Origin of the sequence: Hyalangium minutum, assembly GCF_000737315.1 — a bacterium.
GTDB classification, from domain to species: Bacteria; Myxococcota; Myxococcia; order Myxococcales; family Myxococcaceae; genus Hyalangium; species Hyalangium minutum.
In genome coordinates this window covers 933,339-958,638 of record NZ_JMCB01000001.1, presented here as the reverse complement: position 1 = coordinate 958,638, position 25,300 = coordinate 933,339, and the positions used below count along the sequence as shown (strand labels likewise).

Annotated in this window: 25 protein-coding genes; 11 read left to right on the top strand and 14 right to left on the bottom strand. The window is 66.9% G+C overall.

The window, feature by feature from the left end; genetic code table 11:
* Positions 1–120: 120 nt before the first annotated feature.
* Both DB31_RS03640 and DB31_RS03635 read left to right on the top strand, forming a co-directional pair.
* Positions 121–1,554, top strand: a complete 1,434-nt coding sequence (locus tag DB31_RS03640) for an ABC transporter substrate-binding protein/permease (RefSeq protein ID WP_052419682.1) — start codon at positions 121–123, stop codon at positions 1,552–1,554.
* On the top strand, positions 1,551–2,300 hold the full coding sequence (locus DB31_RS03635; protein WP_044181894.1) for an amino acid ABC transporter ATP-binding protein: 750 nt from the start codon (positions 1,551–1,553) through the stop codon (positions 2,298–2,300). The genes DB31_RS03640 and DB31_RS03635 overlap by 4 nt, the downstream gene beginning before the upstream one ends.
* Before the next feature lie 20 nt (positions 2,301–2,320).
* On the opposite strand, the gene DB31_RS03630 is transcribed toward DB31_RS03635, so the two are convergent.
* The 6 genes from DB31_RS03630 to DB31_RS03605 form a co-directional block, all read right to left on the bottom strand.
* Positions 2,321–3,529 (bottom strand): aminotransferase-like domain-containing protein, encoded by a 1,209-nt coding sequence (locus tag DB31_RS03630; RefSeq protein WP_044182362.1) that lies wholly within the window; start codon positions 3,527–3,529, stop codon positions 2,321–2,323.
* 8 nt (positions 3,530–3,537) lie between these two features.
* Complete coding sequence (locus DB31_RS03625) at positions 3,538–4,008, bottom strand: Lrp/AsnC family transcriptional regulator (protein WP_044181892.1); 471 nt, start codon at positions 4,006–4,008, stop codon at positions 3,538–3,540.
* A 140-nt stretch (positions 4,009–4,148) separates the two neighbouring features.
* Positions 4,149–4,751 carry a hypothetical protein gene (locus DB31_RS03620; RefSeq protein ID WP_044181889.1) on the bottom strand — a complete coding sequence of 201 codons (603 nt, stop codon included), beginning with the start codon at positions 4,749–4,751 and terminating at the stop codon, positions 4,149–4,151.
* The gene (locus DB31_RS03615; protein ID WP_157231787.1) at positions 4,748–5,281 is read right to left on the bottom strand and encodes a hypothetical protein; all 534 of its coding nucleotides are present in this window, start codon (positions 5,279–5,281) and stop codon (positions 4,748–4,750) included. Before DB31_RS03615 ends, DB31_RS03620 begins: the two co-directional genes overlap by 4 nt.
* 25 nt (positions 5,282–5,306) lie before the next feature.
* Positions 5,307–6,068 carry a crotonase/enoyl-CoA hydratase family protein gene (locus DB31_RS03610; RefSeq protein ID WP_044182359.1) on the bottom strand — a complete coding sequence of 254 codons (762 nt, stop codon included), beginning with the start codon at positions 6,066–6,068 and terminating at the stop codon, positions 5,307–5,309.
* A 149-nt stretch (positions 6,069–6,217) separates the two neighbouring features.
* On the bottom strand, positions 6,218–7,522 hold the full coding sequence (locus tag DB31_RS03605; RefSeq protein ID WP_044181883.1) for a pectin acetylesterase-family hydrolase: 1,305 nt from the start codon (positions 7,520–7,522) through the stop codon (positions 6,218–6,220).
* 89 nt (positions 7,523–7,611) lie between these two features.
* On the opposite strand from DB31_RS03605, the gene DB31_RS03600 reads away from it, so the two are divergent.
* Both DB31_RS03600 and DB31_RS03595 read left to right on the top strand, forming a co-directional pair.
* The gene (locus DB31_RS03600) at positions 7,612–8,292 is read left to right on the top strand and encodes a hypothetical protein (protein ID WP_044181881.1); all 681 of its coding nucleotides are present in this window, start codon (positions 7,612–7,614) and stop codon (positions 8,290–8,292) included.
* Positions 8,293–8,330: 38 nt separating this feature from the next.
* Positions 8,331–9,965 (top strand): alpha-amylase family glycosyl hydrolase, encoded by a 1,635-nt coding sequence (locus DB31_RS03595; RefSeq protein WP_052419681.1) that lies wholly within the window; start codon positions 8,331–8,333, stop codon positions 9,963–9,965.
* Positions 9,966–10,032: 67 nt separating this feature from the next.
* Here DB31_RS03595 and DB31_RS03590 read toward each other — a convergent pair whose 3' ends face one another.
* On the bottom strand, positions 10,033–10,572 hold the full coding sequence (locus DB31_RS03590) for an ATP/GTP-binding protein (RefSeq protein ID WP_044181879.1): 540 nt from the start codon (positions 10,570–10,572) through the stop codon (positions 10,033–10,035).
* 64 nt (positions 10,573–10,636) lie between these two features.
* On the opposite strand from DB31_RS03590, the gene DB31_RS03585 reads away from it, so the two are divergent.
* The 4 genes from DB31_RS03585 to DB31_RS03570 all read left to right on the top strand — a co-directional run bounded on the left by DB31_RS03585 (position 10,637) and on the right by DB31_RS03570 (position 13,496).
* The gene (locus DB31_RS03585; protein WP_044181877.1) at positions 10,637–11,857 is read left to right on the top strand and encodes an acetyl-CoA acetyltransferase; all 1,221 of its coding nucleotides are present in this window, start codon (positions 10,637–10,639) and stop codon (positions 11,855–11,857) included.
* Positions 11,850–12,179 (top strand): hypothetical protein, encoded by a 330-nt coding sequence (locus tag DB31_RS03580; protein WP_044181874.1) that lies wholly within the window; start codon positions 11,850–11,852, stop codon positions 12,177–12,179. Before DB31_RS03585 ends, DB31_RS03580 begins: the two co-directional genes overlap by 8 nt.
* 61 nt (positions 12,180–12,240) lie before the next feature.
* Positions 12,241–12,990: an iron-containing redox enzyme family protein gene (locus tag DB31_RS03575; RefSeq protein WP_240486497.1), complete on the top strand. Its 750-nt coding sequence runs from the start codon at positions 12,241–12,243 to the stop codon at positions 12,988–12,990.
* Positions 12,991–13,013: 23 nt separating this feature from the next.
* Positions 13,014–13,496 (top strand): cupin domain-containing protein, encoded by a 483-nt coding sequence (locus tag DB31_RS03570; RefSeq protein ID WP_044181869.1) that lies wholly within the window; start codon positions 13,014–13,016, stop codon positions 13,494–13,496.
* A 36-nt stretch (positions 13,497–13,532) separates the two neighbouring features.
* Here DB31_RS03570 and DB31_RS03565 read toward each other — a convergent pair whose 3' ends face one another.
* Together DB31_RS03565 and DB31_RS03560 are read right to left on the bottom strand one after the other, a co-directional pair.
* A complete protein-coding gene (locus tag DB31_RS03565) occupies positions 13,533–13,973 on the bottom strand; it encodes a carboxymuconolactone decarboxylase family protein (protein ID WP_044181866.1) in 441 nt (146 codons plus the stop codon).
* Between the two features lie 249 nt (positions 13,974–14,222).
* Positions 14,223–14,657, bottom strand: a complete 435-nt coding sequence (locus tag DB31_RS03560; protein ID WP_044181863.1) for a hypothetical protein — start codon at positions 14,655–14,657, stop codon at positions 14,223–14,225.
* Positions 14,658–14,792: 135 nt separating this feature from the next.
* Between DB31_RS03560 and DB31_RS03555 the strand changes: the two genes are divergently transcribed.
* Positions 14,793–16,013: a cytochrome P450 gene (locus tag DB31_RS03555; RefSeq protein WP_044181859.1), complete on the top strand. Its 1,221-nt coding sequence runs from the start codon at positions 14,793–14,795 to the stop codon at positions 16,011–16,013.
* Positions 16,014–16,016: 3 nt separating this feature from the next.
* Here the strand turns inward: DB31_RS03555 and DB31_RS48545 are convergent, their stop codons facing one another.
* Positions 16,017–16,289, bottom strand: a complete 273-nt coding sequence (locus DB31_RS48545; RefSeq protein ID WP_157231786.1) for a hypothetical protein — start codon at positions 16,287–16,289, stop codon at positions 16,017–16,019.
* A 46-nt stretch (positions 16,290–16,335) separates the two neighbouring features.
* Between DB31_RS48545 and DB31_RS03550 the strand changes: the two genes are divergently transcribed.
* A complete protein-coding gene (locus DB31_RS03550) occupies positions 16,336–16,845 on the top strand; it encodes a hypothetical protein (protein ID WP_044181856.1) in 510 nt (169 codons plus the stop codon).
* A gap of 59 nt (positions 16,846–16,904) precedes the next feature.
* Here DB31_RS03550 and DB31_RS49870 read toward each other — a convergent pair whose 3' ends face one another.
* Positions 16,905–18,662, bottom strand: a complete 1,758-nt coding sequence (locus DB31_RS49870) for a DUF5011 domain-containing protein (RefSeq protein ID WP_052419680.1) — start codon at positions 18,660–18,662, stop codon at positions 16,905–16,907.
* Positions 18,663–18,922: 260 nt separating this feature from the next.
* A complete protein-coding gene (locus DB31_RS03540) occupies positions 18,923–20,452 on the bottom strand; it encodes a tannase/feruloyl esterase family alpha/beta hydrolase (protein WP_052419679.1) in 1,530 nt (509 codons plus the stop codon).
* Between the two features lie 168 nt (positions 20,453–20,620).
* Here DB31_RS03540 and DB31_RS03535 point away from each other — a divergent pair, with 168 nt between their 5' ends.
* Positions 20,621–22,546 (top strand): WD40 repeat domain-containing protein, encoded by a 1,926-nt coding sequence (locus DB31_RS03535; RefSeq protein ID WP_052419678.1) that lies wholly within the window; start codon positions 20,621–20,623, stop codon positions 22,544–22,546.
* Here DB31_RS03535 and DB31_RS03530 read toward each other — a convergent pair.
* Positions 22,467–24,374 carry a sialidase family protein gene (locus tag DB31_RS03530; RefSeq protein ID WP_044181851.1) on the bottom strand — a complete coding sequence of 636 codons (1,908 nt, stop codon included), beginning with the start codon at positions 24,372–24,374 and terminating at the stop codon, positions 22,467–22,469. The two genes, DB31_RS03535 and DB31_RS03530, sit on opposite strands and share 80 nt — an antisense overlap.
* A gap of 53 nt (positions 24,375–24,427) precedes the next feature.
* Positions 24,428–25,153 carry a hypothetical protein gene (locus tag DB31_RS03525; protein WP_044181848.1) on the bottom strand — a complete coding sequence of 242 codons (726 nt, stop codon included), beginning with the start codon at positions 25,151–25,153 and terminating at the stop codon, positions 24,428–24,430.
* Positions 25,154–25,300 lie beyond the last annotated feature (147 nt).

Here is a 25,300-nt window from a genome sequence, read left to right as displayed (position 1 = left end):
GAGCCGCTCGATTCACTGCCCGAGCGCCTCGATCCCTTGCATGACATGACAGGCGAACCTCCTCCCCGGCCGCGACGTTCTTCTGCTCTCGCCAGCGCCTTCCTGGCCCTGGTGGCTCTGATGGAACTGACGGCCTGTGGCCAGAAGGAGGGTTCCGGGCTCGAACGCGTGCAGCGTGCCGGTGTGCTGCGCTGGGGCGCCGATGCGCAAGGCGGCGAGCCCTATGCCATGGAGGATCCCGAGCACCCCGGCCAGTACCGGGGTTTCGAGGTGGAACTGGCCGATGCCCTCGCCCGCGAGCTGGGCGTGCGCGCCGAGTTCGTCCAGAACGACTGGTCCAGCCTCATCCCCACGCTTGAGCGCGGTGGCTCGTTCGACGTCGCCCTGAACGGCATCGAAGTGACTCCCGCCCGCACCGGCCGCGTCCTCTTCACGCGCCCGTATTACCTCTTCCAGCTCCGGCTCATGGTGCGGCAGGGCGACTCCAGCATCACCGGCCTGGAGGCGCTGCGCGGGCTGCGCGTGGGCACGCTCTCCAACTCCCAGGCTTGGGAGATGCTCTTGCGCACCGGCGCCCAGGCTGTCCCCTACGAGGGCGTCCAGGAGCCCTATATCGATCTGGAGCAAGGCCGCCTGGATGCCGTGCTCATGGACGACATCATCGCCCAACAATACGGGATGACGCGCCCCGGCCTGCGCGTGGTGGGCGACGTGGGCGAGGGCTACTACGCCATCGCCGTGCGCCCCGGCGAGGACGACCTGCGTCAGGCGTTGGATGATGCGCTGGGCCGCATCGCTCGCTCCGGCGAGCTCCGGGAGATCCTCCGCCGCTGGAACATCGACAACGCCGCCGAGCAGCGCATGGTGGAGTGGACCGAGGCCCAGTCCCGTGAGCTGTTCTCGCAGACCGTCACCGCCCACATGGGCTGGAGCCAGATCCTCCTCTTCCTACAGGCCGCGCTCGTCACGCTGCTCGTGTCCGTGGGCGCCATGGTGCTCGCCATTCCCCTGGGCATGCTGCTGGCCCTGGGGCGTCTCTACGGGCCTCGCTGGCTGGGGGGCCTCACCACCGCCTACGTCGAGCTGCTCCGGGGCACCCCCGTGTTGCTCCAGCTCTATGTCCTGTATTACGGCCTCGCAGCCGTGCTGAGGCTGGACCCCCTGAGTGCCGCCATCCTGGGGTTGGGGCTCAACTACGCCGCTTACGAAGCCGAGGTGTACCGCGCGGGCATCCTGGCCGTGCCCAAGGGCCAGCTGGAGGCTGCGCTCGCGCTGGGCATGCCTACCCCCCTGGCGCTCAGGCGGGTGGTGATCCCCCAGGCCTTCCGGGTGGCCTTGCCTGGAGTGACGAATGACTTCATTGCATTGCTGAAGGACAGCTCGCTGGTGTCGGTGATCTCGGTGGTGGAGCTGACCAAGCGCATGACGATCACCGCGGTGGATGTGCGGAGTTGGTTGTTGCCAGGCGCGCTGTGCGCGGCGCTCTACCTGGCGATGAGCTACCCCTTGTCCCGCCTCGCGCGCACGCTCGAGGCGAAGCTGGAGCGGGCATGATCGAGGTTCGAGAGCTGACCAAGCGGTACGCGGATCGCACCGTCCTCAACGGCATCAGCGCCACCTTCGAGAAGGGCGAGGCGGTGGCCCTCCTGGGCCCCTCCGGCGGCGGCAAGAGCACCCTGCTGCGCTGCCTCAATGGCCTGGAGTCCTTCGATACCGGCTCGGTGAAGGTGGGTGACTGCGTGCTCGAGCCCGGCCATGCCCGCGCCCAGTCGGCCCAGCTCTGGGGCGTGCGGCGGCGCGTGGGCTTCGTCTTTCAGCAGTGGCACCTGTTCGCGCACCGCACCACGCTCGGCAACGTCATCGAGGCGCCCGTTCACGTGAAGGGCCAGAGCGTGAAGGAAGCGACCGAGCGGGCGAAGGCGCTCCTGGCCAAGGTGGGCATGTCCCACCGCGAGGGCGCCTACCCCTCGGAGCTGTCCGGCGGCGAGCAGCAGCGCGTGGCCATCGCCCGCGCCCTGGCCATGGATCCCGAGGTGCTCCTCCTGGACGAGCCCACCAGCGCGCTGGACCCGGAGCGGGTGGGGGAGCTGGTGGCGCTCCTGGAGCAGCTTCGCTCCGAGGGGCTCACCATCGTCACGGTGACTCACGAGATGCGCTTCGCCCAGGAGCTGGCCTCGCGCGTCCTGGTGCTGCACGGCGGGAACATCATCGAGGAGGGGACGCCGGGCCGCGTCCTCACCCACCCCCGGCACGAGCGGACCCGGGCCTTCCTGGGGCTCGGGCCCGCCATCGCGAGCTGAGGCGGAGTGGGGCGGCGGGCCTACTGCGCCGACAGCACCGAGGCCAGCCGCCGCATGCCCTCTTCAATCAGCTCGGGCGGGCGGTTGGAGTAGTTCAGGCGGATGCACTCGGCCCTCGGGTTCGCCGCGAAGAACGGGCTGCCCGGCACGAACGCCACCCGCTGCTCGATGGCGCGGGGCAGCAGTTCCTCGCCCCGCATGCCCTTGGGCAGCTCCACCCACAGGAACATGCCGCCGTCCGGGTGCGTCCACTTCGTGCCCTCGGGCATGGACGTCTCCAGCGCCGTCAGCATCGTCTGGCAGCGCTGCCCGTACACCGCCCTCAGCCGCAGCAGGTGCGCGTCGTAGTCGAACGTCTTCAGCAGCCGCGCCGTGGCCCGCTGCGCCAGCGTCGCCGTGTGCAGGTCCGTGGACTGCTTCACGATGGTGAGGCTGCGCATCATCTCCCGCGAGCCCACCGCCCAGCCGATCCGCAGCCCCGGCGCCAGCGTCTTCGAGAACGTGCCGAGCTGCACCACCACGCCTGTGTCATCCAGCGAGGCCAGCGAGGGCAGGGCCTCGCCCCGGAAGCGCAGCTCGCCGTAGGGATTGTCCTCGAGGATGAGCACCCCGTGCCGCTGCGCGAAGCGCACCAGCGCGTGCCGCCGTGCCAGGGACAGGGTGGTCCCCTTCGGATTGTGGAAGTTCGGGACGAGGTAGATGAGCTTCGGGCGGCACCGGCTGGCCAGCTCCTCCAGCTCGTCCACCTTCATGCCCTCGTCGTCGCTGCCCACGCACTCGATGCGGGCCTGGTAGCCGTCGAAGTTCTGCAGCGCCGCCAGGTAGCTGGGGTTCTCAACCACGACGACGTCGCCCGGGTCCAACATCACCTTGGCCACCAGGTCGATGCCCTGCTGAGAGCCCGCCGTGGTGATGACCTGCTCGATGGTCGCGCGCTGACCGCGCTGGGCCAGGTGCGCGCAGATCCACTCACGCAGAGGGCCGTAGCCCTCCGTGGTGCTGTACTGCATGGCCGCGGGGCCCTCGTTGGCGAACACCTCGGCGTGTGCCTGGGCAATGGCCTCCACCGGGAACAGCTCCGGCGCCGGCAGCCCGCCTGCGAACGAGAGAATCTCCGGGCGCTCGGCCACCTTGAGAATTTCGCGCACCGCCGAGGTCTTCATGCGCGACATGCGCTGGGCCAGCCGCAGGGAGACGGGGGTGGGCGCAACCATCGCGCTGCTCATCATGGACATGGTCAGTCTCCTCTCAGGTGCTCGGGGGAGACGTGAACGTGCGTCTCCTCCTTGATGGAAGTCAGAACAATGGTGGTGTGAGTCCGGGTGACGCCCTCGATGGTGCGCAGCGTCTCCACGAGGAGCTGATCCAGGCTCTTCGTGTTCGACGTCTTCACCTTGAGGAGGTAGGAGTCCTGGCCGGCCACGCGGTGGGCCTCGAGGATCTCCGGCAGCTCCAAGACCTTCTTGGAGAAGTTTTCGAAATACTTCGGGTGCTCGATGGTCACCCCGATGAAGGCGGTGATGTCCTTGCCGAGCTTGGTGGCATCCACCTGGGCCGTGTAGCCGGTGATGACGCCGTTGCTCTCGAGCTTGCGGATGCGCTCGGCGGTGGCTGGCTGGGACAGGTTGATCGCCCGGGCGATCTCAAGCTGAGTCGCCCGCCCGTCCTTCTGCAGCATGTCCACGATGCGGTAATCGGTGGTATCCATCGCCGGAAACCTTATTTTTATAGGTGCCCGAGGTCTACGGCATATAACCTATATGTGGCGTTCAAAGTTTTCAAGGGGTAGGGAAATGGAGCATCCCTGCTCGGTAGAGGGCTCGCACGCCTGCCCAGGACGGCCAACGGTCAGAAGAGGCTGTCGAGATCGGTGTCGAAGAGCGCATCGAGCAAGGTGGGCTCCTTCCGCCAGTCGACTCCGTCGACGCGGAGGCCGGGTACGGAGACGTTGGCGAACCGGAGCGGGAACGCCTGATAGCCCAAGACGCGCTCGACCAAGGCTGAGAGTGCGGCGGCTTGAGGTTTGACCTCTTCGGGGAGCTCCAAGAAGACGTGACGTTCCTGGGAGTCCTTGTCCACCACCACCTCCGTGGTGCAGTAGACGAGGTAAAGGGGGGCGAGAACGCTGACGGCTGCCGCGACAATCGTGAGGTGACGAGCACCCTCAGGCAGTGGCCGCCAGATGTACACGCAGCACCTGCGGCAACTGGCGGCCCAGGGCTGAGTGCAGTCGCCGTAGCGTGGAAACACACTGCGCATCTCCTGGAAGAGCGTCTTCCACTCAGGCCAGGCCATGGCTTTGTCCCAGGCTTCGAGAAAGCGCGCGTACTCGGGGGTCCGTTGATGCGGTAGCAACCCGTCCTGCCCGTACTCATCGGAAGTGACGGGATATCCCTCGGGATAGAAGCGCCGCGCAACCTCCACCAAGCTTGCTTCTGTCAGGTCCATCATGGAGTGGGTTCCTCTCCAAGCCTGATACCAAAAGGGACCGTTTCGATGCCTGCGGTCCTGCATTCTCCGACCTGAGCGCCCGCGTACTTGGCTTTCAACATCGCGTCGTACGTTGTTTTGAAGTCCCTGCACAAGACGGCAAGCATCTCCCCAGGGTGTGCACGAGATAAGACGTCGCGGACAGCCCGGTTGGCCATGGAGGCGGCGGCGAATTGAGCTTCTTCCTGCGGAATGAGGCCTTGTTTCTCGTTCCGCAGGGGCAGGCCTACCTCGAACTTGCAGACCGACCTGGCCTCCGAGGTTCCATGCTTGAGCAGGGCATGGATGCAGACCGCACGCCACCCCCCAGAGGGCACGTGCGGGTCATCATCCGGAACGATCTCCCGAAAGCGGAAGTACTCGGGGGTGATGACGCCCACGACAGGGTTGGGCCCTTGCTGCTTGCTGCTTGCGCAGCCCATTCCTCCGCACACTGCCACCATGCTCAGCAAGAGCGCGGCCCATAGGTGATGGTGGCTGTTCGGGGGCATGTGCTCTGTTCCTTTCCTGGAGGAACTACTCGAACTTGCCGTGTCTGCCTGCTCCCTGGGCGAAGCGCTGGGCTCCGGAAAGAGACTCGGTCTCCAGTACCTGGACGCCACGGAGAAATTCCTGCCGGAGCGCGGCCTCCAGCGGCAGCGAGGCCTGCTCGTAGGCGGAGCGGCGGTCCGCGTTCATGCAGGCCTGTGGGAAGGCCGCGAGCTCCCTCGCCAGCGCCTCGGCCGCCGCTCGGGTTTGGCCCTTGGGCACCACCCGATTCACCAGCCCCATGCCCAGCGCCTCCTGCGCGGACACCGGCCGCCCCGTCAGGATCAGGTCCAGCGCCCGTGACAGGCCGATCAGCCGGGGCAGCCGCACCGTCCCACCGTCAATCAGTGGCACGCCCCAGCGTCGGCAGAAGACGCCCAGCACCGCGTCCTCCTCTGCCACCCGGAGATCACACCAGAGCGCCAGCTCCAAGCCCCCCGCCACCGCGTGCCCTGTCACCGCTGCGATCACCGGCTTGCTCAGCAGCATCCGCGAGGGGCCCATGGGCCCGTCTCCCTCTGGGGCCAGGTGCGGCAGCCGCCCCTCGGCCACGGCCTTCAGGTCCGCGCCCGCGCAGAACGTGCCTCCCTCTCCGTAGAACACCCCCACCTTCGCGTCCGGATCCGCGTCGAACGCCTCGAAGGCCTCCACCAGCGCTCTCGCCGTGGGGCCATCCACGGCGTTGCGCACCTCGGGGCGGTGGAGGATGACGGTGGTGACGGGGCCGCTCTTCTCGATCTGGACACTCATGCGCGCGCAGCCTCGCATGGGCCCCGATGGGGCGGAACCGCCGTCTCCCCCGCAGAAAACAACCCCCGCCACTGCCGCGAGCCCCCTCTCGAAGAGGCACTCGCGGCGGGGCAGGGGTTGGGTGCTTCAGGCTCTGGGCTCGGTGCGGATTAGCCGCCGAGCGCCATGTTGATCAGACCCGCCACCGCGCTCATGCCCGGGTCCTCGTTGTTGTACCCGTTCTGCGGCTCGTAGATGCGCACGCGCTGGTTGTCCGCGATCCACCGCTTCAGGAACACGTCCATCGGCACGAACTCGCTGTTGCACTTCCAGCTCTGCCAAGGCGAATCGATGTACTCGTACCAGCGCTTCTTCTCCATCCGCTGGCACGCGTGCGCGCCAATGAACGTGATCACCGTGCTGCAGTGGCTCGCGTTGATGGGCCGGTGGTGCGGGATGAAGTAGCTGAAGTTGTTGTACAGGTTCAGCTCCGCCACCAGCCGGTCCTGATCCTGCTTCCAGTAGTTGTGCACCGACGCCTCGTCGTTCGGCGTCTTGAAGCGCTCGTACGAGAAGCGCGAGTAGTTGTAGTCCTGCGTGTAGCCCGTGTACGCCAGCTGGTCGTTCGGGAACTCCTGCGCCACCATCCGGTTGATGCTGCCGAAGTTGTTCTGATCGAACGTCCCCGGCAGCTGCGCGAACACCGAGTTCATGTTCCACGACTGGCGGATCTGCGTGTGCAGCCCGCGCGACAAGTCATTCACGTTCGCCGCCAGGAAGATGGGGCCCGAGTCGTTCAGTAGGTAGCCGCGCGCCGGGTTGATGATGCGGCGCACGAAGTAGTACGACGAGGAGGTCGCCGCGCCGCCCGCGCTGTAGCCCGTCACCAGCAGCTTCTGCACCGACGGGAACTGCGTCTTCGCGTAGTTCGCCGCCGCAATCGTGTTCGCATACCCGTTGTGGCGCCACACCAGCGGCGGGTTGGCCCCCGTTTGGTCCACGTACGTGGCCGTGTTGTTGCCCACGTGCACGTCGCCCGTGCAGTACGGCATGTAGACGATGTTCCAGTCCTTGGTGACCAGCTCGCGCTTGTCGCGCAGCGGCAGGCCCGGGTCCGCCCCGTTCACGATGGGCGATACGTACTTCGCCGTGAACTGGGTGATGTAGTCGTCGCTGATGCCGTTCGGGTTCGCCGCGCCCAGCACGCCCGCACGGCCGCTACACGTGTCGTAGTCCCAGCACGCACCGCCACCTTCGAACAGGAACAGCAGGTTGGGCGAGCTCGTCTTGCGGATCCAGAACTTGTACTGCGAGCCGTTGCCGCACACCGTTCCCGGCAGGGCCACCTTCTGCCAGGCATAGTTGTTACCGCCGTCCACCAACACGTCGATGATGGCCGGCAGCAGCACTTCGGCGCGTGCCGCCGCGGGCACCAGCATCAGGGCCAGCAGCCCTGGAAAGAGAAGTCGCTTCATTCGGATTCCTCCGGGTTCGGGGGAGTTGCGTGGTACACCGGGAGTGAACAGAAAGTCCAGAACCCGAGGAAGTCGTTAGAAAACCGACAATGCCCTCCAAGTCAGGCTGGAAGATCCCTCTGTTGGTTGGTGTGGCCGCTGTGCTCGTCGCGGCCGTGTTCGCATGGCTCGTTCGCGGGGAGGAGTCTCCGCCTGTGGAGACTTCCGAGCGTCCCGTGGCGGCGGCGCCGAGCGCTCCTGCTCCGGTTCCCCCCGTGCCGACGCCCCAGGCTCCGCCGGGGCCGCCTCCGGGAGAGGCGCTCGACAAGCTGCTGCAGCGTCCGGTGGACGAGTCCTCCGAGCAGCCGCCCACCGACTATCCCGTGAACATGGACGAGCTCCGGGCCAAGACGCCCGGCAACCTGTACTGGGAGCTCGAGGCCCCCACGAAGGATCCGGAGGTCCTCCAGAAGCGAGCCGAGACGCTCCGGAAGTGGAACGAGGTCTTCGGCAAGGTGCAGGCCGGTGATGCCTCCGAGGAGGAGATCCACCGCTACTTCGACTACCGCCGGAAGGCCTCCGAGGACGCCATCGCCATCGCTCAGCGGATGCTCACCGACTACGGCGACAAGCTCCCCGATCGCGACAAGGGCCTGCTGGACCTCAGCATCCGCATGCACCAGGATCGGCTCAAGGAGGTGCCTCGCCAGACGGACGAGGCGCTCGCGCGCAAGCAGCTCCAGGACAAGCGCCGCGAAGAGTGGATCCGCAACGGTAAGAAGGTGCCCTGAGGCTCGGCCTGCCCTCGAAAGGGGTAAGGTGTGCGCCCATGAACCGGCTCCTCTCCGTTCGTGCCCTGGCCCTGCTGTGCGTCGCGCTCGTCTCCTGCGCGACGCCGTCGTCCTCGCGCCCCTCCGCGGAAGCGGCTCCGGCTTCGGGCTGGCAGCTCGAGTGGGCCCGGGGCGCCGTCTTCTATGAAGTCTTCGTCCGCAGCTTCGCCGACTCGAACGGCGATGGCGTGGGCGACTTCAACGGGCTCACCTCCAAGCTGGACTACCTGAAGGGGCTCGGCGTCGAGGCGCTGTGGCTCATGCCCATGTTCGAGTCCCCCAGCTACCACGGCTATGACGTGGTGGATTACGAGAAGGTCGACTCCGAGTACGGCACACAGGAGGACTTCGATCGGCTCGTGCGAGAGGCCCACCAGCGCGGCATTCGCATCGTCATCGACTTCGTCCTCAACCACACCAGCGCCCAGCACCCGTGGTTCGTGGAGTCCGCGTCCTCGCCCCAGTCTCCCAAGCGTGACTGGTACGTGTGGCGCCAGGACAACCCGGGCTGGAAGCAGCCGTGGGGCGACGGGCCCGTGTGGCACGAGAAGAACGGCGCCTACTACTACGGCATCTTCTGGAGCGGCATGCCGGACCTCAACTACCGCAACCCCGAGGTCCGCGCCGAGGTGAAGCGCCTGGCCTCGCTCTGGCTGGCTCGCGGCGTGGACGGCTTCCGGCTGGATGCCGCCCGCCACATGGTCGAGCGAGGCCCCGGCGAGGAGCAGAACGACACCCCGGAGACTCACGACTTCTGGAAGGAGTTCTCCGCCCATGTGCGCAGCGTCCGCCCCGATGCGCTCCTCGTGGGCGAGGTGTGGAGCGACTCGAAGGACATCCTTCCGTACTACGGCTCGACGGAGAAGGTACGCGGCGGCGATGAGCTGCCCATGCTGTTCTACTTCCCGGTGGCCGAGGCCATCCTGGACTCGCTCCAGTATGGCGATGCGGCGAGGCTGCATGCCCGCATCGAGGAGTTCAGCACCGCGTTTCCTTCCGGTGCGCTCACCGCGCCGTTCCTCGCCAACCACGATCAGGTGCGCGTGGCCACCCGGCTCGAGGGACAGGAGGGACGCATCCGCGTGGCTCCGGCGGTGCTGCTGACGCTGCCGGGTACTCCCTTCCTCTATTACGGCGAGGAGCTCGGGATGCCCAACGGCCCCGTGGAGGGGCGCGATCGGGATCCGGCCAAGCGCCTCCCGCTGCCCTGGGATGGCACGGAGAAGGCTGGCTTCACCACCGGCAAGCCGTGGGCGCCGTTCGTCGCGGGCTGGCAGCAGCGCAACGTGGCGGCCCAGCTCGCCGATCCGGGCTCGCTGCTGCAGCGCTACCGGAAGCTCATCCAACTGCGCCATGACTCTCCCGCGCTGCGCGTGGGGACGCTCAAGCCGCTGCCTCGGAGCGATGCGGCGCCCGCTGTGGTGGCCTACCTCCGTGAGGCTCCGGGCGAGCGCGTGCTCGTGGTCCACAACCTGGGCGCCTCGCCCGCCACCGTGAGCCAGGTGCTGCCCGGTGCTCCCCTGGATCCGCTCTTCGTGGATCCGCAGGTGCAGGCGGGCGCCGAGGCCAGCACGTCCAACTCGTGGCAGTTCGTGGTTCCGGCGTACTCCAGCGGTGTCTGGCGGCTGCGGTAGCGGGACCTTCGCGGGAGGCACCCGGGCAAGCAGAAGGCGCATCTGCCCGGGCTTCCCTGTGGTCAGGCTATCCTCGCTCCAGGCGCTCGAGAACCTGGGTGACCCGCGCGCTCGTCGACCCGTGGACGGTGAGGACTTCCACCCCCAGCTCCCATGGGTCGTCGAGCAGCATCCAGGCGAGCTTCTCGTCCACCGTCGCCCTCATCTCGGGATCTTCGTGTGCAGAGAGCGGGATGCGGTCGCGCTCCTCGATGGGCACGAAGACGACGAGATCCAGGGTCTGAAGGGTGGAACGGACCCGGGCAAGCCACTCCTCCGGGTCGAAGGAATCGGAGTCCTCGTGAGTCAGGAGGTATCCCAGAAAGTCGATGGGGCACCGATCAAACAGAACGTCTCGCGCAGCCTCCGCGTCTTCGAGCAACTCCATCGAGCGGCGAAGTTGTTCGAGGAAGTCTTCCAAGCTCGGTGGGGAAGCGAACTCGTAACCCTCCTCTTCGAGGAGGTGGTACGGCTCTTCGACGACCTGATAGCCCACGAGCCGGTCCCCGAGCTCTTCAAGGAGCGTCGACTTTCCCACTCGGTGCGTGCCAGTCACAGCGATGCGCATGCGTATTCGTCCCTGAGGGCGCCCGGTGGCCAGGGGTCTCCGGCGCGGGGTAGGGTGAGGCCCCATGATCTACCTGCTTGGCGGCTGGCAGAGTGACTTCTCGGCGCACTGGTCGCGCCAGGGCCTGGAACTCGCGGACGCCTTCACCCAGACCGTGCGCAGCGGCTTGGCCGCCACCCGGCTGGAGCCCGAGGAGGTGGAGTGCGGCCACGTGGGCAACTTCGTGGGCGAGCTCTTCGCGGGGCAGGGGCTGCTCGGCGGATTCTTTGGACAGGTGGACCCGGCCTTCGATGGGCTGCCCACCGCGCGCCACGAGGCGGCCTGTGCCTCGGGGAGCGTGGCCCTGCTCGCCGCGGCGGCGGAGCTGGAGGCGGGCCGGTATGAGCTGGCCTGCGTGGTGGGCCTGGAGCAGATGCGCAACGTGCCGGGGCAGCAGGCAGCCCGTAACCTCGGCGCCGCGGCCTGGGCTGGACACGAGTTCACCGACGCTCGCTACCTCTGGCCGCGAGCGTTCTCGGACCTGGCCGACGAGTACGAGCGGCGCCATGGGTTGCGCTACGAGCACCTGATGCGCATCGCGGAGCTCAACTTCGCCAATGCCAAGCGCAATCCCAATGCCCAGACGCGCCAGTGGAGCTTCACCCCGGAGAGCTTCACCGCCCACGACGAGGCCAACCCCGTGGTGGAAGGCAGAACGCGCAAGCAGGACTGTGGCCAGGTGACGGATGGCTCGGCGGTGGTGTTCCTGGCCACGCCTCGGCGTGCCGCTGAGTACGCTGCCCGCCGGGGCCTCTCGCTCGAGCGCCTGCCGCGCATCCGGGGATGGGGACACCGCTCGGCGCCCATCAGCTACGCGGCCAAGGTGCGCGCCAGCGAGGGCCAGCCCTATGTCTTTCCCCAGGTGCGGCGCGCCATCGAGGACGCCCGGACCCGCGCGGGCCTCAAGGACGTGAGCGAATTGCATGTCGTGGAGACCCATGACTGCTTCGCTATGACGGAGTACATGGCCATTGATCACCTGGGCCTCACGGCGCCGGGCGAGTCCTGGAAGGCCATCGAGGACGGCTCCATCGAGCTGAAGGGCCGGCTGCCCATCAACCCCTCGGGAGGGCTCATCGGTCTGGGGCACCCGGTGGGCGCCACGGGTGTGCGCATGGCGCTCGACGCCTTCAAGCAGGTGACGGGAACGGCGGGGGACTATCAGGTGGAGGGCGCCCGGACGTGCCAGACCTTGAACATCGGGGGCTCCACCACCACGACCGTGAGCCTCGTCATCGGTGTGTGAACTGGTCCTGCGCTACCCGGCGGCCACGTCGGTGATCGTGGTGAGCTTCGGCTTGTTGGCCTCCTTCATCACCGAGACCTTCACCTACCTCCGGATGGATCCGCCCAAGGCACGGCTGCGGCTGTACACCTGGACGCTTGCGATGTTAGGCTTGGTGCCGGGAGCCATCTTGGTCCTCAACATCGATCCCACCGCGCTGAGAGTGATGATCCTGATCCTGCTCGTAGGCGTGCTGCTCCTGACTTTCACGCTCGAGCTCGCGCAGATGCAGGGTCCCCAGGTCACCACTCCGGCCAGGCGGCGCGTCGGCACCCTCGGATAGGGACGCTATGCATTCAACAATGACCGAATTGGTTTGGGCCAACCTCTCTGCGGAAGAGTTCGTGGCCAATCTCCAAATGCTGGCCATTCAATCCCCAGCGGCCAACCATCCCCTGCTCCTGGCCATCGAGCGGGGAGAGTTTCACGACATGGGAGCGGCACTCCGAGACCTGCTCTCCCAATACTACTTCTACAGTTACCGGTTTACTCAGTACCTGACCGCGGTCTCCTCGCGGCTGGAGCAACCCCAGCACCGCGCGGCGCTGATGGGCAACCTCTCCGAGGAGATCGGCAAGTTGGATCCTGCTCACGAAGCAGAGCTGCGCCAGGCGGGCATCAACCCCGATGATGTGCGCTACCCGCACCCGCTCCTCTTCCGCCGCTTCCTGGTCGCTGTGGGAATGGACGCGAAGCAGATCCTCGAGAGCAAGCCGGACGTGGCCACCGTGGCGTGGATCGAGACGTTCCATGGGGTCTGCAGCACGGGCTCCCAAGAGCAGGCGGTGGGCGCTCTGGGCGTCGCCACCGAGGGGATTGTCCGCTTCATGTACGCGTACCTGCTCAAGGGCATCCAGAAGGCCTGGCCCGGCTTGAGCATTCGCGATCGCGTCTTCTTCGATCTGCATGCGATGGTGGATGACGATCACGCCAAGGTCCTACGGCAGATCGCCGTGGACCTGGCACAGGGCTTCGAGGGGCGCATGGGGCTGGCGGTGGGAACGTTGAAGGCACTCGACGCACGAAAGAACTTCTTCGATCACATGCACGCCCGTCTTCAGAGGCGCGCAGAGAAGGCTTCCCAGGCTGCTTGAGAGATCCTCTCCAGGAGAGACCCATGGCTCAGTCGAACACGGTGACGCAGGGGGGGGGCTCCGAGTCATTCTCGGACACCTCGAAGAATCGCAACTCACTGACGGTTATCCCGGCGCGGCAGCCAGATGCGGCTTGCCTGCACAAGGCGGTGCGAGGGAGCTCCACCGCGCGGGATTTCTCGGCAGAGCGAGGGCACCCAGTCTTTCCCCTCCGGGCTCCGAGCAAGACGTTGAGTTGCAGCATCGGGGAGCTCGCCCCGGGCGGAAAAACCTCCAACCACCGGCATGCCTATGAAGCGCTGATGTACGTCATCTCGGGGAAGGGCTACTCCCTTATCGAGGGGCAGCGCTTCGACTGGGAGGCTGGGGACTCGCTCTATACGCCGCCGTGGTGCTGGCACCAGCACTGCGCCGCCGAGGACAGTAGCGTCCAGTACATCACCGCTACCAATATGCCGCTGCTTGCCTCCATGGGACAGACGGTGATGCGCGAAGAGGAGGGGTAGCCCCTCCAAGATCAGGCGCGCGATCGCCGCCGCCGTTTATGCACCGGGGACTGTGCGGCTGGAGATGGAGATCCGGTTCCACGCGTTGATGGCGGCGATGGCCAGTGTCAGGTCGGCCAGCTCCTTCTCGGAGAAGTGGGGCTTCACGGCCTCGTAGACGGAGTCCGGCACGTGTCCCTGTGACAGGTGCGTGACGGACTCGGTCCACAGGAACGCCGCCCGCTCGCGCTCGGTGTAGTAGGGGCTCTCGGCCCAGGCATCGAGCCCGTACAGGCGCTGCTCCGTCTCCCCCAAGGACCGTGCATCCTTCCAGTGCATGTCGATGCAGTAGGCGCAGCCGTTGAGCTGTGAGGCGCGCAGTTTGATGAGGTGAAGCAGCGGCTCCTCCAGACCGCACCCGTGCAGGTATTTCTCCAGTCCCAGCAAGGCCTGATAGGCCCCAGGGGCCACTGCGGGAATGTTCATTCGCTGCTTCATGGCTTTCTCCTCTCTGTGGTGGATCTGCTTCCCAGGCTCGCGGCTTCAGCGCGTTGGAGGAGCCTCGTTCCCGGAAGGGGACACGATAGGCTTGCCCTGCTCCATCCGGAACGTGTGCAGGGGGCCGAGCGGGAAGCGGAGGAAGTCGCTCTCATTTTGAGGCTCGTAGATGAGAGTCTGACCACGGTCGCCATTCGCAGCAGGGCCTCGTCGGTTACCGTCTGGTGGAGGGCACCTGCCTGGCCGGAGCTATTCCCGTTGGCCGAGGCGCCCGCCCAGCCATGCGCAGGGCAAGGCACTTGCCGCGAGGCCGAGCGTGTACCAGGCCGGCCCAGCGCCCCACATGGCCACTGCGCCCACGAGGCTCACGCACAGCCCGATGGTGCCCAGCACCAGCGCATGCCACATCGGTCGCGCCGGAGCGAGACGCGCGGTGAGGTAGCAGCCCGCCACGTCGTAGACGAAGCGGTACGAGAAGGCGAACAGGAACAGCGCATTGGACATGGGGGGAGCGTCCATGGACGGGAACACCCCGGACAGATGCATCACCACGTCGGTCGCTGTCGTGACGGCGAAGATCGCGAACAGACCCGCAAGCACGGCACCGATGCGGCGGAGCAGTTGACGCGGGGCGTTGGCATGCGAGGGAGCAGGGGAGGGCTGAAGGGCTTCGGCGGTCACCATGTGAATTCTCCGGGTTGAGGCGCCCTCATTGGCGCTTTCAACCCCAGGTCGGAGCCGTGTCGTTTTTCTCGACATCGTCCGCTCCGATTTTTTTTGCCCTGGAGGGGACAAGCGCTCGGGTGCAATAAACGCCGGATGCCCCTCCTCGACTTCTCCACCCCAGCAGCGCGGCGGGACCCCTATCCGCTCTACCGCCAGCTCCAGGAGACCGAGCCCGCGTACTTCAGCGAAGCGTGGAACGCGTGGCTGCTCACGCGCTACGCCGACGCGGAGAGCGCGTTCAAGGATCGGCGGCTGTCGGCGAACCGCAGCTCGGGCTACGCGGCGAAGCTGCCGGACGCAGTGAAGGAGAAGCTCAAGCCGCTCATCGACAACCTCTCGCGCTGGACGCTGTTGCTGGATCCGCCGGACCACACGCGGCTGCGTGGGCTGATCAGCAAGGCCTTCACCCCCCGCGCGGTGGAGGCGATGCGCCCGCGCATCCAGTCGCTGGTGAGCGAACTGCTCGACCGCCACAGCGCGAGCGAGCACCTCGACGTCATCGCGGACCTGGCGTATCCGCTGCCGACCATCGTCATCGCCGACATGCTGGGCGTGCCGGCGCAGGACTCCCATCTGCTCAAGGGCTGGTCGGACGCCATCGCGTCGTTCATGGGCGCGAGCCAGCTCGGGCCGGAGATCGCCGGCCGAGCGGTGCGGGCAGTGGTCGAGATGGAGGGCTACCTCCGCATCGTGATGGAGGAGCACCGGCGCGCACCGAAGCCGAACCTGATGTCCCAACTGCTCGCAGTGAGGGATGAGGGCGAGAGCCTCTCGGAGGCGGAGCTGTTAGCGACCTGCGTGACCCTCCTGTTCGGCGGCCACGAGACGACCACCAACCTCATTGGCAACGCGGTCATCGCGCTCGCGCGGCACCCGGAGCAGTACCGGCTGTTGCGCGCGTCGCCGGAGCGGGTGCCGGCCGCGATCGAAGAGGTGCTGCGCTACGACAGCCCGGTGCAGCGCATGGGCCGCGTGGCGTTGGAGGATGTCGAGTACCACGGCCGCACGGTGCGGAAGGGCGACCGCGTCTTCATGGTGATGGGCGCGTGCAACCGCGACCCGCTCCAGTTCTCGGAGCCAGATCGCTTCGACATCACGCGCCGCGAGAACCGGCACCTGTCGCTCGGCTATGGCATCCACTTCTGTTTGGGCGCGGCGTTGGGAAGGTTGGAAGGGCAGATCGCGCTCGCGGCGATGGTGGAGCGGCTGCCGGAACTCCACGTCGACGAGGCGAAGCTGCAGTGGATCGACAACCTCACCATCCGGGGCGTGACGTCGCTCCCGCTGCGATGGACGGGCGGGAAGGGGACGTAGCCGTCACGCGCGCGGCTGCAGGCCAGCGGAGACCGTCTCCAGCCGCACGCGCCCGTCCTTGAGCTCCACCACGGCATGGCCGTCAGGCGCGTCCGGGAGGTTGACGTGGAAGGTGCCGCGGTACCAGGGGGCCCGGCCCTCGCCAGCCGGAGGCATCGGAAGGCGTGCCCGGAGATCCTCGGGGAGCGCTGCCGCGGCTGCTGCAAGGCGAGCCTCGGCCTCGGCGGGCTCGCGGACCGCGAAGTCGTCCCACACGCATCCGTAGGGCGAACCCATAAACCGGACAGCGCTCCACCGAGACCCAGGCGCCCATCGGCTACACGTGGGCCGACTGCGTGGAAGCCCTCGTGACGGAGCACGGAAGCGCGCGGAGGCCGCGGCGCGCCCACACCTGGAGAGCGCCCGAAGCGTTCTGGACTCAGCCCGAGCGGAGCTGGACCCAGCGGACGCTGCGTGCTTCCAGGCTCGCCTGATCGATCACGAGGCCTTCGATGCCAACCGGCGGGGCGACTTCTCCCGAGCGCTCGCGCTGTATCGCTCCCTGCCAGTCGAGGACGTGCATTCCTTTGCCAGCTATCGCCGAGACGCTGGGCTGGCGTTCGGTCTCCATCGTCAAGGTGCCCGCGAGGAGGCGCTCAGGATGGCGCAGCGTGCCTGCGAGCATGCGGGCGACGGTGGGTACGTGCGCCTGCGGGTGATGGGCCTGCTGATGGTCGCGCGCATCCAGGGGACACCGGCCTCTGCGAGCACGCTGGCCCGCGCCGCGGCCATCGCGAAGCGGCTCGAGGACCCCGAGTTGTGGGTCCGGGTCGAGCGTGCGCAAGGCCGTTGAGGAACTCCTGCCCCCTCCCCGTGCCACAGTGAGGGGGCAGGCTGCTTCCGTCTTCTTCGCTACCAGGGGCAGTTGACGACATTCACGGTGCGCGTGACGGGCGGAGCGCTGTTACCGCCGCTGTCCGTCAGCGTGTACGTCACCGTGTACGTGCCCACCGCCCAGCCATTCACCTCGCCGGTGTGCCACACCTGCGGCGTGAGGTTCCCGTAGCACGCGTCCGTCGCCTGCACGCCGGGATCCACCCACTGGCTGCCACACGTGTGCGTCATGATGGCCGGGCCAATGAGCGTGAGCGTCGGGGCCGTCCGGTCGTCTACGATCACCGTCCGCGTCGCGAACGCCTGGCCACCGTTGGTACCCCACGCGGCGTACGAGACCGAGTAGGTGCCCTCCTGGCTCAGGTTGGGCCCCGGCCCGCTCGAGTCATTGCCCGTGTTGTACCCGTGCACCGTCAAAGGGTTGCCGCACCCGTCGAACGCGAGGGCGCCCGCATCGCTGTAGGTGCCCGAGCCGCACTCCAGCACCAGCTCCGCCGAGCCCTGGATCTCCAGGCTGAGCTCCCCCGTCGTGCACTCCGGGAGATCCGTCACGCGCCGCAGGAAGGTTCGGGCCATCCCGCTCGCGTCAGGTCCGTAGTAGCTCGTCAGGAACCGGCCCGGAGCCACCGCGGCGATTCCTCCACGCTCCAGACCTGTGCCCATCGTCAGGTTGGAGAGTTCCACCTCCGCGGAGGTGGCCACCGTCCCCTGCGTTGACAGCCGCGAGGCGACGAACTTGAGACCCATCCCTCCGCGCACGCCCTCCCAGAGAATCCGGTAGTCCTGCCCGTCGAAGGTGACCTCCGGGGCACTCACGGGGAACTGGCCCACGAGGATGTCCGCGGAACCCAGCAGGGCGCCACTCGTGGAGTTCAGCTGCCGGGCCTTCAGGGCGCTGGAGCCGTACCACACCACCAGGAACTCTCCGTCCCGAGCGGTCACTGCCGGGAAGCTGCCAGACCCCACGATCAGGGGGCTGCTGTCCAACAGCTGTCCCCCCTGCGCTTCGATACGGGCTGCCAGAACGGTCCCATTCTTCGCCCAGGTCACCAGGTAGTTCCCGTCCCTGTAGGCCACGCGGGCGCGGGCCCCAACTCCCGATGAGGACTCGTTCCCGAGGGGAGAACCGATGACGAAGCGGGTGGACTCGATGACGGTCCCATCCGAGGCCCGCACACGGATACCCTGGATGCCTCCGACGTAGTCGTAGATGCTGGAGATGGGGGAGACGCCTTCCCAGACCACCAGGAAGTTCGTCCCATCGAAAGCCACGGCCGGTCGGCTCTGGCTAAAGGTGCCATAGCGCCCATAGGGAATCCGGCTGATGAGGAAGGGCGTGTCGATCACCGCACCATCCGAGGCCCTCACGCGAGTCCCGTAAATGAGGTGCTCGGTGTTTCCCGCGCCCTGTTCCCAGACCACCAGGAAGTGGGTGCCGTCGAAGGCCACCGCGGGTGCCGTCTGCTGGGCGGCCCCTGTCGCGATGGAGATAGGACTGGCATCCAGCGGCGTTCCATCGAGGGCGTTGATGCGAACGCCCAAGATGTCCGAGGTGCCCGTCCAGACCACGAAGTAGAAGCCATTGCCTGCCGCGATCGCGGATTGGTACTCCGCTTGAACGACTCCCGGTATGGGATTCACTGGGGACGCCGGCGACAGCTCGAGCGCGGCGGCGGAGGTTCTGGCGTTCGTGGGAGCGAGGCTCTCTTCGAGCTCGCCCGTTTGGCTCGCGCCGCAGGCCGCCAGTACCGCACACAGTGAGAGCAACGAGTACAAGGTCCCACGGCCTCCCCCTCTTGGAGGTGAAGCACGTCTGGGTTTCGTGACGAATTTGTGTTGAGCGAGCTCGATGGTGTGGTTGTCAATCGTCATGGGGCTTCTGCCTCGTGCAACCCCACCCAGGAATTGAGTGGGAGTCCTTGGCCAGACGCGCGCCCCAGGATGCAAGGGTTGGAGGGGCTGGCGGCTGGCCGCAGGCTTCACTACGAGTGAATGACGATTTTTCTTCAAGACCCCAATGCTTTTCTTTCGAAGTATCAGGGGTCGACGCAGGTGAAGCTATCGGCCGAGTGGATATCTCCCGTGCCCTTGTACCTGGGATAGCGCGGGTACTTGCACAGAGGCCTGGAGAGGACGCTCGCACCTGTCTGATTGAACTTCGTCGCCACGAGCTTCGCTTGGGAAGGAGCCACGCCCTTCTCGACCCAGTTCTCCAGGGCGGTGAGGAGATCCACCGTGTCGGCGCCAGCCCCACCTCCGCAGTGATTGACCCCCGGAGCGGGGAAGTACTCGACGAACGCGTCCGCCGCGGCCTGCCCGCCTGCGGCCTGGACCACGCGCTTGTAATACTCCGCCGTCCCCGTCTCGCTGATGGCCGGATCGGCCCCTCCGTGCCAGAGAATCAACTTCCCGCTTCGCGCCCGGAACCGTCCCAGGTCTGGGTTGTTGGCCGACACCAACGCCACTGTCTCGTTGATCCGTGACTGCCAGGCGTTGGGCTCGAAGGTCAGCGGGTCGAAGTTCGGATCCCGGGTGATGAAGTACTTGACCATGCTGCTCCCGAAGAAGTTGGCAACGGAGAGGATGGCGTTTCCATCGCCCGTGAGCCAGACGCCCCAGCCCTCCGGATCGGCCTCTCCTCCGGCAGGCCATCCCGGATTGATGACCGTGCCGTTGAGAAGCGTGGGGGAGTAGATCGTCTTGGCGGAGCTCACCTGCACGGCTGTCAGACAGTCATCCTGGTCAGCCCCGGCGCACTGGAGGACGGAGGGATCGAACTGGCAGGCCGAGGAAAGGGAAAGGATGCCGTCCGCGACGCCATCCTTCGCATCACACGCATCGAGGACCGCCTTGCCTAGGAGCCGGAGCTTCTCGGGAGGAAGATGGGCGCCAGGCTTCACGAGCTGCTGGGTGATCTGGTTGAAGGCAATCATCAGCTCCACGAAGTTGTAGGCGGGAGCTCGGGAGATGATTCCATCGAAGTCTTCCGGCCACCGCTGTGCTTCGATCAGCGCCTCCCGGCCCCCATTGGAGCACCCCTCGAAGTAGGTCTTTCGGGCGCTCTTGCCGTAGCGCTCCTGGATGAGCGTCTTTGCGATGGGCAGCACGCGGTGGGTGGAGAGGTACGCGAAGTCGTTGAGCTTCTGGGCATCCAGGGCGAATGAGGCGTCCACGACATCGGCCGTATGTCCGCCATTCGAGGCGATGGAGGCATAGCCTCTCGACGTATAGGAGTCTGTGCTGGGAATTGACCCGTCGAAGCCGCCGCCTCCAGCATAGAGCGTCTTTTCATTCCACGCCGTGGGCAGACGCACTTCGAAGTCGAGAGAGGGGGGAAGCGTGCCCGTGACCTTGCAGTATTCAAGCATCGAGCCGGAGGCGGCGACGAGCTCGGCCCCGGTGATTTGCGCCTCCTCCAGGGTTCGTCCACGGAAGCTCTCGCATGGGAGCTGGGGTGGCGGTTCGGGAGTGGAACTGCATCCTCCGAGCGTGAGCAGCCATGCTGCTGCGGTCACTCTCCAGGGGAGCGTGTAGCGCACAGAAGATGCGGATGCGTTGGGCGTCATGACGGGGTCTCCTTCGCGCTGCCGGCGCGGTTGGTCCCTGATAGCAACAGTGAGAAACCTCCACCATGGCCCGTGTCCTCGGCCGCTCAATGTGTGGCTTGCAGGACAGGATCATTCTGGCGCTGAGCCGCTCGAACTGCCGGACTGATTGCGTTAGATGACACTGCCATGACCGCTCGTCGCGTCTATGGCTCGGCCCGCTTCAACGCTCCTGGCACCTTCATGGGGATTTCCTTCTCCCCGGACTCGCGCACCCTGGTGGCGATTGTTCCAGGGGAGGACTTCTCCCGGTGCGTGTCCTTCGGCGCGAAGAGCGGCGCCATCGTCGCCCAGCAAGAGCTCCCAGGTGTCTGGAGCGGCATCCGCGTCTTGCCGGATGGGGACCTCATCGCCTCGTCGTGGGGGAAGATCCACCGGATCTCCGCGAGCGGGAAGACGGTCTGGACGGTGAAGGGCCACCAGGATCTCCACCTCGCCGCAGTGAGTCCGGACGGCGCGTGGCTCGCCACCGTGGAGAAGGCGACCGCCCAGATCCGGGAGACGAAGCGGGGCAAGGTCGTCCACACCGTGAAAGAGAAGGAAGGGGACATCTACGCCGTCGCCTTCAGCGCGGACGGCGGGCTGCTGGCGACAGGTTCTTCGAAGGGGATGACCCGCCTGTATGACGTGCGCAGCGGGAAGGAGCGGGCGAAGCACAAGGACACCAAAGTGCTCGCCCTCGCGTTCTCGCCCACGGCAGAGAGCCTCCTCGTGGGCCATGGGACCGGAAAGATCGAGCTGTTGCAGCTGGACAGCCCCCGGCTCGTGTCGTCCTTCGTGGGTCGGCACGCGTTCCAGGAGGGGAGCGATGCGGGGTGCCGGTGGGTCTGCTTCTCTCCGGATGGAGCGCGTGCGTTCTCGTTGGGCAACGAGCACCGGTTGCGCTCCTGGCGCATCGCGGACCGGGCCGAGGAGCTGACAATCGAGGTCCCCCCGCGGCATGACCAGGGCTCGGCCACCGTACTCTCTCCCGATGGCCGCTGGCTCGCTACCGGCTCCACTGCCGGGGCCCTGAGCGTCTGGTCGGCGAAGGACGGAAAGCCCGTTGTGAAGGATGCGGCGCCGGTGCCGATCCTGGGTCTCACGCTCACCCCGAAAGCGGTGGTGGCCGCGTCGCCGAAATCCTACGTCTCGTGGAATCGCGCGACGGGCGAGATGACAGAGATTCCAGCGGAGTTTCCTCCCACCGACGTGAAGGGACTCGCGTCGGGGTTGCTGGTGCGGCTGGACTACGAGCGGATCTTTGTCGGGAAGAAACTCGATCCGAAAGTGTCCTCGGTCTTCGAGCTCTCCACGTACGCCTCTGGCGCTCTTGCCCTCTCGCGAGGAGGCACGCTGCTCGCGGCGCCGGCCCAGGAGAACGTCGAGCTGTGGGATCTGAAGCGGCGCTCGCGCATCGCGGAGCTTCCGCACGACGAGCCAGCACAGGCGTGCGCCTTTGGTCCGAAGGACGCATGGCTGGTGACTGTGGACAAGGCCCTCCACCTTTGGAGGCTGGGGAGCACACCGGAGGCGATCCGCGACATATCGCTCGAGATCGAGAGCGACGAAGGAGAGGGGATTGTACGGGGGCTCGCCGTCTCCGAGCGTGGCTGGATCGCCGTCAGCGTGGATGGAAGCGATAACTACCGCGATGCGCAGTGCTCTATTCGGGTCATCGATCCCCGCAGCGGCGAGACGGTGGCACGGCTGGAGCGCCCGGATGTCCGGCTGGGAGAGGTGGCCTTCGTGGGGGCAGCGCTCCTCGCGGTTGTTGACTCCTTAGGGCGGCTGCTCCTGGCGGACGTGAGCGACCCGGCGAAGGCGCGCTGGCTCGCGTCCAAGAGACAGGAGGACGTGTGGCCCGAGGATTCGAGGCGAAAGGAGCTGCCGCTCGCGGTGCTCGGCCAGGACGTGGCCTATGTGGGCCCGGATGGCAACGTGGCCGTCCAGACCCTGACCCGCGTGAAGCCGGAGACCGAGACGCCCTTCCTCGTCACCTCACCGGCTGGGTCGACTTCAGCACGCGTTGACCGTCCACGAAATAGACGAAGTCCTCGGCGTCCACGTGGATGAAGGGCTGGCCCACGAAGAGGTTGGGGACCGTCACCCCGTCGACTTTCGGTGCTCCGAAGGGCCTCCACTCGTCGCTCGAACGAGCCCGCAGCAGGACGGCCTCTCCCGCCGAGTCGTCCTGGATGGCCAGCAGGTTGCCGCTGCTCGTCGCGGCGAGCGGCACGCGGTCCTTGAATCCCTGCCAAGTGCGGCCCAGGTCCTCCGAGCTCACGGCGAAGGAGCCCTCGGCCCGGCAACTGGATAGATCCGACACGGAGCCCAGGAGCCGGCCGCTCCCGTCCGCGGTGGTCACCTCCGGCTGGTAGCTGAGGCTCACCGGCGACTGCTCGGGATTCTGGATGATCTGCGCGGTGACGGGCTGCCAGCTCGCGCCCTCGTCGCGGCTCTCCAGCAGCGCGCGTGTCCTGCAGGAGGCGTTATCGGGCCCGCTCACGAACAGTCTCCCCTGTGCCTCCACGAGCGCCTTGATGGAGACCGAGTTGGTGCTCGCACCCGACAGCCGGAGCGGCTCGCTCCACGTGACCCCCTCGTCTCGTGAGAAGCGCAGGCCCAGGTGGTGCGCGAGCGCCAGACGCCCGTCGCGCAGCCGGTGAAGGAAGTACGTGTTGTCGAAGAAGTGCTCCACCTTCCACTCGACGTCACCCGGGGTGTAGGTGATGACGGATCGGTTCCAGAGCCCCGCGTAGCGCCCACCGCCCAGAGGGAAGGCGCGGCTCAGGTTGGACGGACCCAGAGCGCTGACCTGGGGGGGATTCAGGATGCCGAGCGCCGTGTCCGGCGTGGCCCCGACGAAGTTGCTGAACAAGTTCAGGTTGAAATAGTACTCGCCGCCCCGGAAGAAGAGCGTCTCCAGGGAGTGCGTGAACCCGTAGCGCTCCAGCGTGAAGACCTGCTGGTAGCTGCGCCCCTCGTCGGTGGAGCGGTAGGCCACGTCCCGGAAGTGCAGCTCGCCGGGGACGGGCTCCTCCATCTTCATCATCGAGGACCGGTTCGCCAGCCCCCCCGGCATCGGTGCTTGCGCCCAGCTCGTGCCGCCGTCGCGCGAGACGAAGGACGTGTTCGGTGTGCGCGCGAAGAGGGTGCCCGCGCGCGTCACGAACAGATCCACGCCGCTCCAGTCGATCGAGCCTTGCTCGTCCGGCATCACCGGCACCTGCTGCCAGGTCTGGCCCTCATCCCGTGACACCTGGAGCCCGAAGTACGAGGCCACGTAGAGCGCCCCGTCCGCGCCGAAGTGCACGGAGCTTCGGTACGTGCGGTAGCTGAACGGGAGGCCCGGCAGCTCCACCTCGGGCCAGGGCGCGTCCTGGGTGAAGTCCCGTCGGCGCCCGAGCCACACCCGCACCTTCTCGTCACCCCTCTGGGGCGAGCCGGGATCCACCTGCTCCCGCACGGTGAACAGGGTTCCATCCTCGCGGTACCCCCACGCGCTCCAGGCTGGCTCATTGTTGAGGTAGTAGATGATGTCCTTGTCCAGCTCGATGTAGGCCAGGCCGTGCTTGCCGGTAAGGGCGAGGCCCGCCGTCGGCGTGACGAAGACCCACTTCGTGATGGAGCCGAGTGCCGCGGCGTTGATCTCCTTCCAGGTGCGGCGCTTGTCGAACGAGACGAACACGTTGACGGTGTCCAGGTAGACGCTGTCGCCCATCGCCTCCACCTGCTGGAGCACCCGCGGATCGCCGCCTTCGACGCGGGGCGTGGCGTACTCGAGCGGAAACCCCGCGCCATCCGCGACGGGCGGCTCCTCGGCGGGATTCTTCTTGGGGGGACACGCGCACAGCAGGACGGCCGCACCGAGCAGCGCGGCGAAACGAAAGCGGGTGGGCATGGGGGCACCTTGGCGGAGAGTGAACTCTACCGCACCCACCTCGAAGGGAGCGCCTACCCGTACTTCGTCTGCCAAGTGAACACGCCGCTCTCGCGCGCGGCGATGGGCGCCAGGAACTCGAGGTACTGCTCGAAGCGCGGCCCCAGGTGCTCGTCCGCGAACTGCTCCAACTGCGCCTTGCTGGGGATGGGCGCCCCCTTGGGCAGCGTCAGCCGCAGGTACGCCCGGAATCGCCGCAGGGCCCAGTGGAAGTCCGGCGGACGCACCGGCCGCTTCCGCAGCTTCTCCAGCAGCTCACTCGCCCGGATGAAGCCCAGCGACGCGAACGGATCATCCAGGTAGTGGTTCAGCCACGCCGAGTGCAGCGGCCCCTGCCACGGCGAGGAGAAGCCCTGCAGCAGCGAGGTGCCCTGCAGCCAGCTCATGTACGGCTCCGGCAGCGCGGGGATGCAGAACTGGTCCACCGCCTGAGGATCCGGTGTGCACGCGGCGATCAGCTTCTGCGTCCAGTTCACGGAGCTGGCCCGCCGCTCTGGGCTCTCCAGCGGCACGTCCAGGACGATGGAGAGCACCTCGTCCGTGTGCCGCTTCAGGAAGTTCTCCAGCGGCGCCGTCAGCCCGTACGTCCGCGCGGCCGGCAACAGCCGCAGCAGCTCCTCCACGCGTCCCGGCAGCGCCTCCTCCGCGAAGTACCAATACTTGGACCAGGCGCGTTCGAGGATGTCTCGCTTCGAGGGGGTCAGTCCGACAGCGCCGCCCTCGTTGACCTGTTCGCTCATGCGGAGAATCACCTGAGACCCCGTGAGTCGTCCACGCGAGCCTACCTACAGTCTCTCATGCTGCGCGGCGAGCGGGAACCAGGAACCCTCGTTCAGCAGCGTTGAACGGCGCGCCGCGTGCTCCCTCCCTTGGAGACGAAGGAGGCG

Coding starts and splice junctions, on each gene's coding strand:
- DB31_RS03640 (WP_052419682.1), top strand. CDS start 121: ATGGAACTGACGGCCTGTGGCCAGAAGGAGGGTTCCGGGCTCGAACGC.
- DB31_RS03635 (WP_044181894.1), top strand. CDS start 1,551: ATGATCGAGGTTCGAGAGCTGACCAAGCGGTACGCGGATCGCACCGTC.
- DB31_RS03630 (WP_044182362.1), bottom strand. CDS start 3,529: ATGATGAGCAGCGCGATGGTTGCGCCCACCCCCGTCTCCCTGCGGCTG.
- DB31_RS03625 (WP_044181892.1), bottom strand. CDS start 4,008: ATGGATACCACCGATTACCGCATCGTGGACATGCTGCAGAAGGACGGG.
- DB31_RS03620 (WP_044181889.1), bottom strand. CDS start 4,751: ATGATGGACCTGACAGAAGCAAGCTTGGTGGAGGTTGCGCGGCGCTTC.
- DB31_RS03615 (WP_157231787.1), bottom strand. CDS start 5,281: ATGCCCCCGAACAGCCACCATCACCTATGGGCCGCGCTCTTGCTGAGC.
- DB31_RS03610 (WP_044182359.1), bottom strand. CDS start 6,068: ATGAGTGTCCAGATCGAGAAGAGCGGCCCCGTCACCACCGTCATCCTC.
- DB31_RS03605 (WP_044181883.1), bottom strand. CDS start 7,522: ATGAAGCGACTTCTCTTTCCAGGGCTGCTGGCCCTGATGCTGGTGCCC.
- DB31_RS03600 (WP_044181881.1), top strand. CDS start 7,612: ATGCCCTCCAAGTCAGGCTGGAAGATCCCTCTGTTGGTTGGTGTGGCC.
- DB31_RS03595 (WP_052419681.1), top strand. CDS start 8,331: ATGAACCGGCTCCTCTCCGTTCGTGCCCTGGCCCTGCTGTGCGTCGCG.
- DB31_RS03590 (WP_044181879.1), bottom strand. CDS start 10,572: ATGCGCATCGCTGTGACTGGCACGCACCGAGTGGGAAAGTCGACGCTC.
- DB31_RS03585 (WP_044181877.1), top strand. CDS start 10,637: ATGATCTACCTGCTTGGCGGCTGGCAGAGTGACTTCTCGGCGCACTGG.
- DB31_RS03570 (WP_044181869.1), top strand. CDS start 13,014: ATGGCTCAGTCGAACACGGTGACGCAGGGGGGGGGCTCCGAGTCATTC.
- DB31_RS03565 (WP_044181866.1), bottom strand. CDS start 13,973: ATGAAGCAGCGAATGAACATTCCCGCAGTGGCCCCTGGGGCCTATCAG.
- DB31_RS03560 (WP_044181863.1), bottom strand. CDS start 14,657: ATGGTGACCGCCGAAGCCCTTCAGCCCTCCCCTGCTCCCTCGCATGCC.
- DB31_RS03555 (WP_044181859.1), top strand. CDS start 14,793: ATGCCCCTCCTCGACTTCTCCACCCCAGCAGCGCGGCGGGACCCCTAT.
- DB31_RS48545 (WP_157231786.1), bottom strand. CDS start 16,289: ATGGGTTCGCCCTACGGATGCGTGTGGGACGACTTCGCGGTCCGCGAG.
- DB31_RS03540 (WP_052419679.1), bottom strand. CDS start 20,452: ATGACGCCCAACGCATCCGCATCTTCTGTGCGCTACACGCTCCCCTGG.
- DB31_RS03535 (WP_052419678.1), top strand. CDS start 20,621: ATGACCGCTCGTCGCGTCTATGGCTCGGCCCGCTTCAACGCTCCTGGC.
- DB31_RS03530 (WP_044181851.1), bottom strand. CDS start 24,374: ATGCCCACCCGCTTTCGTTTCGCCGCGCTGCTCGGTGCGGCCGTCCTG.
- DB31_RS03525 (WP_044181848.1), bottom strand. CDS start 25,153: ATGAGCGAACAGGTCAACGAGGGCGGCGCTGTCGGACTGACCCCCTCG.